Origin of the sequence: Nonomuraea fuscirosea (assembly GCF_035917475.1) — a bacterium.
GTDB classification, from domain to species: domain Bacteria; phylum Actinomycetota; class Actinomycetes; order Streptosporangiales; family Streptosporangiaceae; genus Nonomuraea; species Nonomuraea fuscirosea.
The window spans coordinates 2,135,182-2,149,370 of sequence record NZ_CP109074.1 but is presented as its reverse complement, the minus strand read 5'-3'; the positions used below and the strand labels follow the sequence as shown (position 1 = coordinate 2,149,370).

13 protein-coding genes are annotated in these 14,189 nt (G+C 72.2%); 6 read left to right on the top strand and 7 right to left on the bottom strand.

What is annotated here, in order from left to right; all coding sequences use genetic code 11:
• Positions 1–17: 17 nt before the first annotated feature.
• Entirely contained in the window at positions 18–1,016 is a 999-nt protein-coding gene (gene pdxA, locus OIE67_RS09580) for a 4-hydroxythreonine-4-phosphate dehydrogenase PdxA (protein ID WP_326638693.1), read from the bottom strand.
• A complete protein-coding gene (locus OIE67_RS09575) occupies positions 1,013–2,269 on the bottom strand; it encodes a four-carbon acid sugar kinase family protein (RefSeq protein ID WP_326638691.1) in 1,257 nt (418 codons plus the stop codon). Before OIE67_RS09575 ends, pdxA begins: the two co-directional genes overlap by 4 nt.
• 253 nt (positions 2,270–2,522) lie before the next feature.
• Here OIE67_RS09575 and OIE67_RS09570 point away from each other — a divergent pair, with 253 nt between their 5' ends.
• The 3 genes from OIE67_RS09570 (at position 2,523) to OIE67_RS09560 (ending at position 5,236) form a co-directional block, all read left to right on the top strand.
• A complete protein-coding gene (locus tag OIE67_RS09570) occupies positions 2,523–3,443 on the top strand; it encodes an aldo/keto reductase (protein ID WP_326638690.1) in 921 nt (306 codons plus the stop codon).
• A 57-nt stretch (positions 3,444–3,500) separates the two neighbouring features.
• A complete protein-coding gene (locus tag OIE67_RS09565) occupies positions 3,501–4,265 on the top strand; it encodes an HpcH/HpaI aldolase family protein (RefSeq protein ID WP_326638688.1) in 765 nt (254 codons plus the stop codon).
• Positions 4,266–4,447: 182 nt separating this feature from the next.
• The gene (locus tag OIE67_RS09560) at positions 4,448–5,236 is read left to right on the top strand and encodes a mechanosensitive ion channel family protein (RefSeq protein ID WP_407674834.1); all 789 of its coding nucleotides are present in this window, start codon (positions 4,448–4,450) and stop codon (positions 5,234–5,236) included.
• Between the two features lie 105 nt (positions 5,237–5,341).
• On the opposite strand, the gene OIE67_RS09555 is transcribed toward OIE67_RS09560, so the two are convergent.
• Positions 5,342–5,653, bottom strand: coding sequence for a DUF6401 family natural product biosynthesis protein (locus tag OIE67_RS09555; RefSeq protein ID WP_146178017.1), 312 nt, complete (start codon positions 5,651–5,653; stop codon positions 5,342–5,344).
• Positions 5,654–5,690: 37 nt separating this feature from the next.
• A complete protein-coding gene (locus OIE67_RS09550) occupies positions 5,691–6,845 on the bottom strand; it encodes a 4-hydroxybenzoate 3-monooxygenase (protein WP_326638684.1) in 1,155 nt (384 codons plus the stop codon).
• Between the two features lie 70 nt (positions 6,846–6,915).
• Between OIE67_RS09550 and OIE67_RS09545 the strand changes: the two genes are divergently transcribed.
• On the top strand, positions 6,916–7,662 hold the full coding sequence (locus OIE67_RS09545; RefSeq protein ID WP_326638682.1) for an IclR family transcriptional regulator: 747 nt from the start codon (positions 6,916–6,918) through the stop codon (positions 7,660–7,662).
• A 49-nt stretch (positions 7,663–7,711) separates the two neighbouring features.
• On the opposite strand, the gene OIE67_RS09540 is transcribed toward OIE67_RS09545, so the two are convergent.
• A complete protein-coding gene (locus tag OIE67_RS09540; RefSeq protein WP_326638680.1) occupies positions 7,712–9,478 on the bottom strand; it encodes a thiamine pyrophosphate-dependent enzyme in 1,767 nt (588 codons plus the stop codon).
• Between the two features lie 88 nt (positions 9,479–9,566).
• Between OIE67_RS09540 and OIE67_RS09535 the strand changes: the two genes are divergently transcribed.
• Both OIE67_RS09535 and OIE67_RS09530 read left to right on the top strand, forming a co-directional pair.
• Positions 9,567–10,460, top strand: coding sequence for an SDR family oxidoreductase (locus tag OIE67_RS09535; protein ID WP_326638678.1), 894 nt, complete (start codon positions 9,567–9,569; stop codon positions 10,458–10,460).
• 72 nt (positions 10,461–10,532) lie between these two features.
• Positions 10,533–11,987 (top strand): NAD(P)/FAD-dependent oxidoreductase, encoded by a 1,455-nt coding sequence (locus OIE67_RS09530; RefSeq protein WP_326645285.1) that lies wholly within the window; start codon positions 10,533–10,535, stop codon positions 11,985–11,987.
• 94 nt (positions 11,988–12,081) lie between these two features.
• On the opposite strand, the gene ligD is transcribed toward OIE67_RS09530, so the two are convergent.
• Both ligD and OIE67_RS09520 read right to left on the bottom strand, forming a co-directional pair.
• Positions 12,082–13,287, bottom strand: a complete 1,206-nt coding sequence (gene ligD, locus OIE67_RS09525; protein WP_326638676.1) for a non-homologous end-joining DNA ligase — start codon at positions 13,285–13,287, stop codon at positions 12,082–12,084.
• A 73-nt stretch (positions 13,288–13,360) separates the two neighbouring features.
• The gene (locus tag OIE67_RS09520; protein WP_326638674.1) at positions 13,361–14,110 is read right to left on the bottom strand and encodes a crotonase/enoyl-CoA hydratase family protein; all 750 of its coding nucleotides are present in this window, start codon (positions 14,108–14,110) and stop codon (positions 13,361–13,363) included.
• Between the last annotated feature and the right edge of the window lie 79 nt (positions 14,111–14,189).

Genomic DNA, 14,189 nt, shown 5'->3' with positions numbered 1-14,189 from the left:
CTCACATCGCGTGTGCGTCACAGCCCCTGCGCGGACGACAGCTCGGCGGCCTGCCGGAGGGCCTCGATCATGCTACCGGCGTCCGCGACGCCCTTCCCGGCGATGTCGAACGCGGTCCCGTGGTCGACCGAGGTCCTGATCACGGGCAGGCCGACGGTGATGTTGACGCCCGCCTCCAGGCCGAGGATCTTGACGGGGCCGTGGCCCTGGTCGTGGTACATGGCCACGATGAGGTCGTAGTCGCCCCGGCCGGCCAGGAAGAACGCGGTGTCGGCGGGCAGCGGGCCGTGCACGTCCATGCCCTCGGCGCGCAGCCGTTCGACGGCGGGGACGATCTTCTCCTCCTCCTCGCCGTACCCGAACAGGCCGTTCTCACCCGCATGGGGGTTTATCCCGCAGACGCCGATCTTGGGACGTTCGAGACCGGAACCGCGCATGGCGGCCTCGCCGCGCCGGATCGTCCGCTCGACCAGGCCGGGCTCGATGCGGGCGACGGCGTCGATCAGGCCGATGTGGGTGGTCACGTGGATGACCTTGACCTTGGCCGTCGAGAGCATCATCGACACCTCCTCGGTGCCGGTGAGGTGGGCGAGCAGCTCGGTGTGGCCCGGGTAGAGATGGCCGGCGGCGTGCAGGGCCTCCTTGTTGAGCGGGGCCGTGCAGATCGCGCGTACCTGGCCGGACATCGCCAGTTCGCTGGCCAGCCGTACGTACTCGTACGCCGCGCCGCCCGCGACCGCCGACACCTTCCCCCACGGCAGGTCGTCGGGGAGCAGGCCCGGGTCGATGACGTTGACGCGGCCCGGCTCGAACACCGCGTCGGCGACACCGTCGACCGTGACCACCTCGGGGCTCGCGCCGAGGAACCCGGCGGCCTTGCGCAGGCGCCGGGCGTCGCCGATGACGACCGGGCGGCAGAACGCGTACGTCTCGGGGGCGAGCAGCGCGCCGACGATGACCTCGGGGCCGACGCCGGAGCCGTCCCCCATGGTGAGGGCGATCAGAGGTGTGCTCATGTCAGCCTTTCTGCGGAGGTGAAGTGGTGGGGGGCGAGCTGTGCGGCTATGCGGAGGAGGCTGTCACGCTCGCCGAAGCTGCCCGGCCTGGTGACCACGTGATGCCCTTGGGGGCTGCGGCTGAGCACCGCGCCGTGGTGGATCTGGCCCAGCGGGGTCAGCTCGGTGACGCCGAGCGCGTCGAGGACCCGCCTCGCGGTCTCCCCACCGGTGAGAACGAGCCCGGCGGGCCGGTCGTCGAGGGCGCGGGCGACGATCCCACCCAGGATGCCGGTCAAGGCGGGCGGTGCGGAACCCACCACGGTCAGCACGACCGGCCCGTCCAGTGCGTTCCGCACCCGGCGCGCGGCCGCCTCGGGCTCGCCCAGTTCGGCGGCGGTGAGCGGGATGGGGGTGGCGCCGTGCCCGACGAGCAACGCCGCCTGCTCGACCGCCCCGGGCTCGGCGGTCCCGACGACGACCAGCAGCGGTGCCGCGCTGGGACGCGAAGGCGGGGGGTCGGGTGGCGGGTCGAGGGAGAGGGTGCGGCCGAGGGCTGCGGCCAGGCCGCCGGCGCCGATCAGGTGGGTGGACGGGTCGGCGTCGAGTGCGGCGGCGACGATCGCGTCGAGGTCGCCGTCGGTCTCCGCGTCACACACCGCCACCCGGCCGCCCGCCCGCCCGATGGCCGCCGTCAGGGCCCGATGACCGGCGCGGACGGTGCTCAACGGCACGAGAACGGACGGCACCGCGCCGAGCGCATCCGCCACGGTGGCGGGCCCGGCAAGTCCGTCACCACGGGCCGCAGGCGTGCCCGCAGTCGTGGCAGAGGCAGACTTCGGCGGGAATGTGCGCGCAGTGAGCGTGGGGACCGCGCGCCAGGCGCGTGTTTCGCGCAGCAGCGTTCCTCGTACGTACGGGACTCCGTCCGTCACCGTGCGTCCGGCGGACGGGAGGGAAGGGGCGAGCACCACAGGGGCGGTGGCGAGGCAGGCGGCGACCGTGGCGGCGACGTTGCCGCGCAGGAGAGAGTCGATCTTGACGAAGACGCGGCGGTCCCCGGCGTTCCTGAGCGCCCCCCGTACCAGGTCGAAGGTCTGTGGGTGGTGCCGGCTGTCGAGGTCGGCCACCAGCACGGGTGCCTGTGCCGGATACGGCGGGCCGGACAGGGCGATGAGCGCGGAGCCGGCGCGGGACATGAGCACGGCCGCCGTCTCGGCCGCCCCCGACAGGTCGTCGGCCAGGACGAGCACGGACGCCGGGCCGGCGCTCACGTCTCCCCCGGCCACCGCATTGCGCGAATCACGCATTGAGCATTGCACAGAGTGCGCAAACATGCCACAGTTGCCACAACGTGACGCGGACGCACTTTCCGCACTCCGCCGCGTCGTCCCTACCCGTGCGGCGTTTCGTGGTCGCGGCTCTCGCGTGGCGGGCTCCCGGTACGGGTTCTGCGGATGCGGGGGTCGATAGCATGCGGGGATACAAGCTAGGCGACGTCCACCCGGCGGCGAAAGGACCTGCTCGATGAACCCCGAGCCCGTGCTCGGAACCATGACCTTCGGCGACACCGTGGACGCGGACACGGCCGGGAAGATGCTCGATCTGGCCCTCGACGCCGGCGTCACCGGTGTCGACACGGCCAACGGCTACGCGGGCGGCGCCGCCGAGGAGATTCTCGGCAGGCTTCTGCGCGGTCGGCGCGATCAGGTCGTGCTGGCGACCAAGGCGGGCATGCCTCATCCGGACGCCGGCGGATACACGCCGCTGTCGCCGCGCGGGCTGCGCAACGCGTTGACGGCCAGCCTGCGGCGGCTCCGCGTGACCCATGTCGACCTGTTCTACCTGCACCAGCCCGACCGGGCCACGCCGCTGGAGGAGACCCTGGCCACGGTCGCCGACCTGAAGCGGGAAGGCAAGATCGGCGAGCTGGGCGTGTCCAACTACGCCGCCTGGCAGATCGCCCGGATCGATCCTCCGCCCGTGGTGGCTCAGCAGCTGTACAACCTGGTGGCCAGGCGGATCGAGGACGAATACGCCGAGTTCGCCCAGACCAGCGGCCTGCGCACGATGGTCTACAACCCGCTCGGCGGCGGCCTGCTGACCGGCCGGCACCGCTTCGACCGCACGCCGGAGAGCGGCCGGTTCGGTGACTCCCGGCTGGCCGGGATGTACCGGGAGCGGTACTGGGACCCGCGCCTCTTCGAGGCCGTCGCAACGCTCGACGACATCGCCAGGCGGGCCGGGATGCCGCTCGCCGAGCTGACGCTGCGGTGGCTGGCGGGCCGGCCCGTGGTGAACGCCGTCCTGCTCGGCGCCTCCGGCCCCGACCAGTTGCGGGCCAACCTGGAGGCGCTGGCCGCCGGGCCGCTGCCGTCCGACGTGGCCGCCGCCTGCGACGCCGTGGGCGCGTCACTGCACGGCCCGATGCCCGCCTACAACCGTTGAGCTGTACACCCGATGCCGGCGGGCGACCGTACTTGCCGTAGAGGAGATTGATTTCGTATGACCGCAGCCGAGTTCGCCAGGAAGATCCGCAATCGGGAACAGTGCGTCGGCTACTGGGTGGTTCTCGACGCGCCCGTCGCCACCGAGCGCCTGGCCCGGCTGGGGTACGACTACGTGACGCTGGACGGCCAGCACGGGCTCATCGGCCACGCGGGGCTGCTGAGCAACCTCATGGCCATCGACGCGGGCGGGCGTTCGGCCGGCATCGTCCGGGTGGAGTCCGGCGACCCCGCGGTGATCGGCCGGGCGCTCGACTACGGAGCGGGCGGCGTGATCGTGCCGCTGGTCGACACGGCCGCGGACGCCGCCGATGCCGTCTCCGCGGCCCGCTATCCCGCCGGCGGGCGTCGCTCGTACGGGCCCATGCGCTCTTCGCTGCGGATCGGGCCCACGCCGGCGGAGGCGGATGAGACCGTGGTGGTCCTGGCGATGATCGAGACGGCCGGCGGCCTCGCTAACATCGACGAGATCTGCGCCACGCCGGGCCTGGACGGCATCTACGTCGGCCCCTCCGACCTGTGCCTGGCCGTGGGCGGGCGCTACCCCAACGACCCTGCGGTGGCCGACGTCTTCGAGGCGGCGCTGGAGCGGATCCGTACGGCCGCCGCGGCGGCGGGGATCGCGGTCGGCATCCACAATCCGGGCGGGGAGCAGGCCGCCCGGCGGCTGGCGGAGGGGTTCACGTTCGCGACCGTGGCCTCCGACCTCGTCCACCTGGAGCAGGCCGCGGCGGCACACCTGAAGGCCGCGAAGGGCGACTGACCCTTCGACCGGGCTCCAACAGCCCGCCATCCCGCCCGCCGACCGGCATTGCGCTGGCATTGCTCCCGTATGCCCCCGAGTAGGGAGGCATATCGCCTTGTGCGAACTTTTGGTAGCTCTGCGTGTATATACCGTTTCAGCGCGGGTAGCGCCGATGCATTGGCTCCTCAGAGGAGGAAACTATGGACATCGACATAGGCCAAGGCATATCGGATGCCTGGCGGCAGATAGCCACGTTCGTTCCGCGGCTGATCGCGTTCCTGGTGATTCTCATCATCGGGTGGATCGTGGCCAAAGCCCTGGAGAAGATCGTCGACAAGGTGCTTGAGCGGGTCGGCTTCGACCGGGCGGTGGAGCGCAGCGGCGTGCGGCGCTGGCTGGAACGCAGCAAGTACGACGCCAGCAGCCTGCTCGCGAAGATCGTCTTCTACGCGATCCTGCTGATCACGCTGCAGATCGCCTTCAACGTGTTCGGGCCCAACCCGGTCTCGGCGCTGCTGGCCGGCGTGGTCGCCTGGCTGCCGCAGGCGATCGTGGCCATCGTGATCATCGTGGTGGCCGGGGCGGTGGCCAAGGCCGTCAGGGACATCCTGTCCGGGGCGCTCGGCGGCCTGTCCTACGGCCGCTTCCTGGCGACCGTGGCCGCGGTGTTCATCTGGGCGCTGGGCATCATCGCGGCGCTCAACCAGATCGGCGTGGCCACGGCGGTCACGACCCCGGTCCTGATCACGGTGCTGGCCACCATCGGGGCGATCGCGGCGATCGGCGTCGGCGGCGGGCTCGTCCGGCCCATGCAGCAGCGCTGGGAGCGCTGGCTGGGCCGCATCGAGCAGGAGGCCCCGCAGGCCAGGGCGCACGCGGAGGCGTACCAGCGCGGACGTGAGGACGCCCGGTCGATGACGGAGGAGACGGCTCCGATCAGGTCGACGCCGCAGGGCGGAGCCCACCGCTCCGACATGCCCCCCGGCTGACCGCCGCCCGCCCGGCCGGCCGCGTCACCGGGCCACCGTCACCACGGATGAGGCGCCGTCAGGCCGGGGGCGGCGCCGTCTCGCTGGACCCTGCGCGTCGCGCCGTCAGGCCGGGGCGGCGCCGTCCAGGAGGTCGAGTTCGCGGGTGAGCCAGCACACCGCCGTCAGCCGCAGCGACGGCGCGTCCGGCTCGCCGGTGAAGGCCCAGCCCCGGTGCCGCAGCTCGTCGAGGAAGCCGAGCAGATAGTCGCCCAGCGTCTCCCGGTCGAGCGGGATCGCGTCGCGCAGCACCGCCGCGTGCTGGTCGACCGCCGCGACCATGCCGGGGTTCTCGACCATCATGGCGAGCTGGGCGTCGCCCAGGGCGTTCATGAGCCAGCGCAGGGGCGAAGCCGCCCATCCGTCCTCAAAGACCACCGAAACACTGTAAAGCATTTCCCAAGGTCAGGGGCCATCACGGCAGCCCGACGTAGTTCTCCGCCAGCGTCGTGGCCGCCGCCTCCGAGGTGGTCACGTAGTCCAGGTACGACAGCTGCAGCCGCCGCGCGTACGGGTCGTCGTCCTCGAACGTGTGCAGCAGCGTCGTCATCCACCACGAGAAGTGCTGGGCCCGCCACACCCGCTTGAGACACGCCTGCGAGTAGCCGTCGAGCAGTTCGTCCGAGCCGCCGGTGAAGTACGCCTCCAGCGCCTCGGTGAGCACCCTGACGTCGGCCACGGCCAGGTTGAGCCCCTTCGCGCCGGTCGGCGGCACGATGTGGGCGGCGTCCCCGGCCAGGTAGAGCCGCCCGTACTGCATCGGCTCGGCCACGAACGCCCGCATGGGCGTGATGCCCCGCTCCATGATCTCGCCGGTGGTCAGCTCGAAGCCGGGCACGGTCTCCAGCCGGGCCTTGAGCTCGGCCCAGATGCGCTCGTCCGGCCACTCCCCCAGCTCGGCGTCGGCGGGAACCTGCAGGTAGAAGCGGCTGACCGTGGGCGAGCGCATGCTGTGCAGGGCGAAGCCGCGCTCGTTCCTGGCGTAGATCAGCTCGTCCGAGGAGGGCGCGACGCGGGCCAGGATGCCGAGCCAGGCGAACGGATATTCCCGCTCGAAGACGCTCAGGACGCCCTCGGGGATGGACGGCCTGGACACGCCGTGGAAGCCGTCGCAGCCGGCGATCACGTCGCAGTCGAGCCGCTCGCCGCCGAAGGTCACGTACGGCTCCGACTCCAGCCCGTGCACGGCCACGTCCTCGACCTCGAACCGCACGTCGCCGCCCGCCGCGAGCCTGGCCGCGATCAGGTCCTTGACCACCTCCTGCTGCCCGTACACGGTGATGGCCCGGCCCGGCACGAGCTTGTCGAACGCGATGCGGTGACCCTGGCCTCCGTACCTGAGCTCGATGCCGTGGTGCGGCAGCCCCTCGCGCAGCATGCGCTCGCCTACGCCCGCCGCCACCAGCGTGTCGACCGTGCCCTGCTCCAGCACGCCGGCGCGGACGCGGCGCTCGACGTAGTCGCGGCTGCGTTTCTCCAGCACCACGGAGGAGATGCCGCGCAGGTGGAGCAAGTGGGACAGAAGCAGACCAGCGGGGCCAGCCCCGATGATCCCGACCTGAGTTCGCATGAGGGAAGCATCCTGCCTAAAGCGGCGTATCGCCGAGAGGACGCTTCCACTGAGTGGAAGAATGGCGCCCATGTCAGGCGGATCCCGCGAGCCGGGACGGTCGGTGACGTCCAAGGTGCTGGCCATCCTGGGCGCGTTCGACGCCGCGCATCCGCAGCTCACGCTCACCGAGCTGGCCGCGCGCAGCGGGGTGCCGCTGAGCACGGCGCACCGGCTGGTGGCCGAGCTGGAGGAGTGGCGGGCGCTCGGCCGCACCCCCGACGGGCGGCTGCGGGTGGGGCAGCGGCTGTGGGAGCTGGGCCAGCTCGCGCCCAACCGGCTGCGCGAGCTGGCGCATCCGTGGCTGCAGGAGCTGTTCGGCTCGACCGGCGAGAACGTGCACCTCGCGATCAGGGACGGCGTCGAGGTCCTGTTCGTGGACAAGGTGCACGGCAGGCGGGCGGTGCCGATCGTGTCGCGGATCGGGGCCAGGCTGCCGATGCATCCCACCGGGGTGGGCAAGGCGCTGCTGGCGTACGAGCCCGACTGGTTCGTCACGTCCTACCTGGCCCGCGCGCTCGAACGCCCGACGCCCCGCACGATCACCGAGCCGGGGCGGCTGGCCAGGGAGCTGTCGGCGGTGCGGGCGCAGGGGTACGCGCTGACGTACGAGGAGATGACGCCCGGCTCGTGCTCGGCGGCGGCGCCGGTCCTGGTGGACGGGCGGCCGGTGGCGGCGCTGGGCCTCGTGGTGTCCTCGCGGCGCGCCCGCGAGCTGCCCCGGCTGGTCGAGCCCCTGCGCGCCGCCGCCGCCGGGATAGCGCGCGCGTACGGATGATCGCGCGGGCCTTGGGGGTGATCGTGCGGGCCCAGGCGCCTGCAGGTGATCAGTCACCCAGCTTCTGGATGCGGTCCTTGAACAGCGTGGTGGCGATGGCGGCCTTGTGCGGCTGCCCCTTGAGGAACGCCTGCGCGAAGCTCTTCGCCTGGTCATAGGTGACCTTGCCCGGCATGGGCGGCTCGTTCGGGTTGACGTCGATGTCCACCAGCGCCGGCCCGTCGTGGGCCAGCGCCTGCCCGATGGCCGTCGCCACGTCGCCCGACTTGGTGACCTTGGCCCCGAACCCGCCGCACGACCTGGCCCAGGCCGAGAAGTCGGCCTCGGGCATGGCATAGCGCACGCCGTGCTCGGGGTAGCCGAGCACCATCTGCTCCCACAGGATCTGGCCGAGCGAGTTGTTGTTGTTGATGATCACCTTGACCGGCAGCCGGTGCTGCACGGCGGTGAGGAACTCGGCCATGAGCATGGAGAAGCCGCCGTCGCCGACGTACGCGATGACCTGCCGCCCGGGATGGGCGTGCTGCATGGCGATGGCGTACGGGAGCCCCGGCGCCATCGAGGCCAGCGTGCCGGACAGGTAGAACTCGCGCTCGCCCCTGATCGTCCAGTGCCGCGCCGCCCAGGTGGCGATGGTGCCGCTGTCGCAGGTCAGGATGGCGTCGTCGGAGGCGAGGTCGTCGAGGACGGAGACGGCGTACTGCGGGGCGATGGGGTCTCTGTCCGGGTTCTCCAGCGCGTCCATGTCCGAGCGCCACTTCGCCATCATCTTCTGATATTTCGCTAGATGAGCGTTGCCGTTCCGTGCGGTCAGCAGCGGCAGCAGCGCCCGCAGCCCCTCCTTCGCGTCGCACACCACCGGTACGTCGGTCGCGATACGCGCCCCCGCCCTGGTCGGATCGGCCTCGAACTGCACCACCCGCGTGTCCCGCACCTCCGGCAGGAACTGGGAGTAGGGGAAGTTCGTGCCGACCATGAACAGCACGTCGGCCTCTTCCATCAGTTCCTCGCTCGGCCGGGTGCCGAGCAGCCCGAGCCCGCCCGTCGTGTACGGGGAGTCGTCCGGCACCACCGCCTTGCCCGGCAGCGTCTTGACCACCGGCGCCCCCAGTGCCTCGGCCACCGCCAGCACCTCCTGCCTGGCGTGCAGCGCCCCCTGCCCGACCAGCATGGCGGGCCGCTCGGCCCGGTTGAGCACCTCGGCCGCCCACTCGACGTCCTCCTGCCGGGGCAGCCCGGCCGGCGGCAGGTAGACGGGCGCGGTCTCGGGCGAGCGCGCCGGGGCCACGTGCCGGTACGGATCCGCGCCGGCGTCCGCCACCTGGATGTCGTTGGGCAGCGTGAGGTGGGAGACCCCGCGCCGCGCGTAGGAGGTCCTGACGGCCTGGTCCACCAGCGAGGGCAGCTGCGCCGGGTTGGTGATCATCATGTTGTACTCGGCCACGTCGGCGAACAGCTTGTCCAGGTGCACCTCCTGCTGGTAGCCGGTGCCCAGCACGGACGTCTCCTGCATGCCCGTGATGGCCAGCACGGGCACGTGGTCGAGCTTGGCGTCGTAGAGGCCGTTGAGCAGGTGGATGCCGCCGGGGCCCGAGGTCGCCAGGCACACGCCGATCCGCCCGGTGGCCTTGGCGTAGCCGGTGGCCATGAAGGCGGCGGCCTCCTCGTGGTGCACCAGGACGAAGCGCACCCGGTCACGATGGCGCCGCAGCCCCTCCATGATGCCGTTGATGCCGTCACCCGGCAGGCCGAAGACGGTGTCCACGCCCCAAGCCGCGAGCCGTTCGATCAGGACTTCCGATGCGATGCGAGCCATAGGAGCGGCACTACCCCGCTCCGCCCGGGCCAGACGCCGGGCTGTGCTTCATGGACATTTCTGGATTGTGGCGGGTAGGGGTCCCGGCATGCGCATTCTGGTCACGGGAGCCACCGGCACGCTGGGCGGCGCACTGGTACCCGCCCTGCTCAAGGCGGGTCACGAGGTGCGGGCGCTGAGCCGGGCCAAGCGGGAGGACCGCGGGAACGTCGAGTGGATTTGGGGCGACCTCATCTCCGGCAAGGGCGTCGAGGAGGCCGTACGGGACGTGGACGCGATCGCGCACCTGGCCACCAGCGGCCGCAAGGGGCGCGGCGCGGTGGACGTGCCGGGCACCAGGACCCTGCTCCTGCTGGCCAGGCAGGCCGGGCGGCCGCACGTGCTGTTCACCTCCATGGTCGGGGCCGACCGGGCCGCCCACGGCTACCTGCGCCACAAGCTGGAGGCCGAACGCCTGGTCACGGAGTGCGGCCTGGACTGGACGATCCTCCGGCTCACCCCGTTCCACCAGTGGCTGCACCGCCGGCTCGGCGGTTTCGCGTCGCTGCCGGCGCTGCCCGTGGATCGTTCGTTGCCCTGGCAGCCGGTGCACACGGGTGAGGTCGCCGCGCGCGCCGCCGCGCTGCTCAGCGCCGGGCCCGAGGGCAGGGAGATCGAGTTCGGCGGCCCCGAGGTGATCGACACCGAGGCGCTGGTCCAGACCTGGTTGCGGGCCGCGGGCCTGCGCCGGCCCTGCATGCCCGTCCGCTATCCCGGCCGCCTGTACGCCGCCCAGCGCGCGGGCCTGCTGCTCACCGACGCCCTGCCCCAGGGCGAGATCACCTGGCACGACTATCTGCTGCCGCCCGAGGCGATCCTCTCCGACGACTTCGCCTCCGAGCACACCGCCTCCCCCACCAGCCCGGCCACCCAGCCGGAGCAGGATCCTGACCTGCGCGTATACGGAGGGGACGAGGGGTATGAACGCCCGACACGAAGCTAGCCAGGCACCCGGTTTCATTACACTTCGCCGACTTGTCGGCCGCTGAGCTGTTACTAGACAATGTGTTCGGTGATGAAAGGCATCCCGCTGACCAAGGACTTCGCCAACGGCGGCGTCTCCTTCTGGTATCGGCAGATCGGCCTGCCCGCGCGGCGGCCGGCGCTGCCGGGGCCGCGTGACTACGACGTCGCCATCGTCGGCGGCGGCTACACCGGCCTGTGGACCGCGTACTACCTGAAGCGGGCCGAGCCCGGCCTGCGGATCGCGATCCTGGAGAAGGAGTTCGCCGGGTTCGGGGCGTCGGGCCGCAACGGCGGGTGGCTGTCGGCCGAGTTCGCCGGGTCACGCAAGCGGCATGCCAGGGCGCGCGGGCGGCAGGCCATGATCGACCTGCAGCGGGCCATGTTCCGGTCGGTGAACGAGGTCATCGAGGTGGCCCGCGCGGAGGGCATCGACGCCGACGTGCACAAGGGCGGGCTGATCCACGTCGCGACCAACCCGGCCCAGCGGCGGCGGCTGCGGGCCGGCGTCGCCGACCTGCGCGCGTGGGGGTACGGCGCGGACGACGTGCGGCTGATGGAACGTGACGAGGCGCGCGAGCGGCTGCAGGTGGCGGGGGCACTGGAGGCGTCGTACTCGCCGCACTGTGCCCGCATCCAGCCGGCCAAGCTCGCCGTCGGACTGGCCGGCGTGGTGGAACAGCTGGGGGTGGACATCTTCGAGGACACCACCGTCACCGAGATCCTGCCCCGGGGAGCCGGCGGACCCGGCGGACAGAACGACCATGGCGGGCGCGGGGGTAAGGCCGCCGCGGTCACCACGCGCGGCGTCGTCACGGCCGACTACGTCATCCGCGCGACCGAGGGCTTCACCGCGAGCCTGACCGGCCAGCACCGCCAGTGGCTGCCGATGAACAGCTCCATGATCGTCACCGAGCCGCTTCCGCCGGACGTCTGGAAGCACATCGGCTGGCACGGCAGCGAACTGCTGGAGGACGAGGCGCACGCCTACGTCTACGCGCAGCGCACGGCCGACGACCGGATCGCGATCGGCGGGCGCGGGGTGCCGTACCGGTACGGCTCGCGTACCGACCACCGGGGAGCCACCCAGGCGCAGACGGTCGCGCTGCTCTGGCGGATGCTGGTCAAGCTCTTCCCCGCCGCGGCCGACGCGCGGATCGCGCACGCCTGGTGCGGCGTGCTCGGGGTGCCGCGCGACTGGTGCTCGACGGTGCATCTGGACCACGCGAGCGGCCTTGGCTGGGCCGGCGGGTACGTGGGCAGCGGCGTCACCACGGCGAACCTGGCCGGCCGCACGCTGCGCGACCTGGTGCTCGCCCGCGACACCGCGCTGACGAGCCTGCCCTGGGTGGGGCGTCAGGTGCGGCAGTGGGAGCCCGAGCCGCTGCGGTGGACCGGGGTGCAGCTCATCTACACCCTGTTCAGGGCCGCCGACCGGCACGAGAACGAACGCGGCACGACCACCTCGGCCTACGCCCACCTGGCCAACCTGATCTCCGGCCGCTGAACGCCACGCTTCCGGGCGGTCTGACGGCTGCCCCGCCCCTCGCCCGCGATCCGACCCAGTCCGGGCCTCGCCCGCGACCGGCGGGGGGCGGCGCTCAGTCCGCCGGGCCGGCGCCGCCCTTCCACGGGTCGTAGTCGACCTCCAGCGCCTCCTGCTCCGGCCGCTCGTCCTCGGGCACGTGCTGCAGGTTGACCCGGATCCGGTACCACACGCTGCTGCGCCCGCGCATCCCGTCGACCAGCACGTCGGCGGGCTCCAGCCGGGCCGCGACCTCGAAGTGGCGGGCCTTCCACCGCTCGAACCCGGCCATCGCCTCGTCCTTGTGCTCGGCCCTGGCGATCTCGATCACCGGCATCGTCTGCCGCCTGCGCCCGCTGCCCTTGGGCGGCTTGGGCGCGGGCCCGAGCTCCTCGGCCAGCTCCAGCAGCCCGTCGAGCGAGCCGGGATGCAGGTCGAGGTCCTCCCAGGGGTCGCCGAGCTCGGCCAGCCGCTCGGGCACGGTGTCGATGGTGAACTCCTCAGGCCGGCACCCCGGCACCTCGTCCCAGGTCAGCGGGGTGGACACGCGGGCGTCAGGCACCGCGCGCACCGAGTAGGCGGAGGCCACCGTGCGGTCGTAGGCGTTCTGGTTGAAGTCGACGAACACGCCGTGCCGCTCCTCCTTCCACCAGCGGCTGGTGGCCAGGCCGGGGGCGCGCCGCTCGACCTCGCGGGCCACCGTCTCGGCGGCCTTGCGCACCTTCGCGAACGGCCAGCGCCGCTCGATCCTGGCGTAGACGTGGAACCCGCGCGAGCCGGACGTCTTGGGCCAGGCGACCAGCCCGTGATCGGCCAGCACCTCACGCGCCACCTGCGCCGTGGCCAGCACGTCGGACCAGGCGACGCCGGGCACGGGATCGAGGTCGATGCGCAGCTCGTCGGGCCTGGACAGGTCGTCGGCGCGTACCGGATGGGGGTTGAGATCGACGCAGCCCAGGTTGACCACCCACAGGAGCTGCGCCAGGTCGGTGCAGACGACCTCTTCCGCGCTGAGCCCCGACCGGTATTTGAGCTCGGCCACCTCGATCCAGTCGGGCCGCTTGGCCGGCGCCCGCTTCTGGAAGAACGCCTCCTGCTCGATGCCGTGCACGAACCGCTTGAGCACCATCGGCCGCCCGTGGACGCCGCGCAGCGCCGCCTCGCCCACGCTCCGGTAGAACCGGAGCAGGTCGAGCTTGGTGTGGCCGGACTGCGGGAAGACCACCTTGCCGGGGCTGGTGATGCGGACCTCGCGCCCGGCGACCTCGATGATGTCAGGCATACGGTCACGATACGCGCGGCCACCGACAATCTCGGGGAGCCGTACGCCGAGGTCAGGGCTCACCCTCCCGAGGTCAGGGGCTCTGGAAGGAGCCGTGCCGGCCGGCGCCCCCGGCGAAGCGGGCGGCCCCCTCGGAGGCGTCGGGCAGCGACACCAGCCCGTGCCGCAGCTCGTTCCGCATCGCCTCCGCCTCGTCCATCCCGTCCTGCTCCAGCGCCGACATCCGGTCGCCGCGCAGGCACGCCTGCGGGAACGCGGCGATCCGCGCGGCCAGCTCCTCGGCCTGGGCGCGGGCGGTGCCGGTGGGGACGAGCCGGTTGGCCAGCCCCCACGCGTACGCCTCGGGTCCTTCGACGGGCCGCCCCGTGAGGATCATGTCCATGGCGCGGGACGAGCCGATGAGGCGCGGCAGCCGTACGGTGCCGCCGTCGATCAGCGGCACTCCCCAGCGCCGGCAGAACACCCCGAACACGGCGTCCTCCTCGGCCACTCGCAGATCGCACCAGAGCGCCAGCTCCAGCCCGCCGGCCACGGCGTGCCCGGCGACCGCGGCGACGACCGGCTTGCTCAGCCGCATGCGGGTCGGGCCCATCGGCCCGTCGCCCTCCTCGCCGACGTGGTTGTCCAGCGCCTTGAGGTCGGCGCCGGCGCAGAACGTGCCGCCCTCGCCCCACAGCACCGCCACGTCGGCGCCTGAGTCCTCGAAGTCGACGAACGCGCCGGTCAGCGCGTCGGCGGTCTTGCGATCGACGGCGTTGCGCGCCTCCGGCCTGCTGAGCACCACCGTGGTGACGGGGCCGCGGCGTTCCACGCGTACGGTCATGCGATCCTCCTCGGGGGAAAGTGCGGGTTTCTCCTCGGGGAACCTGCCGAGCGTACGCTCTCGCCCTGTCTCCGGCCAG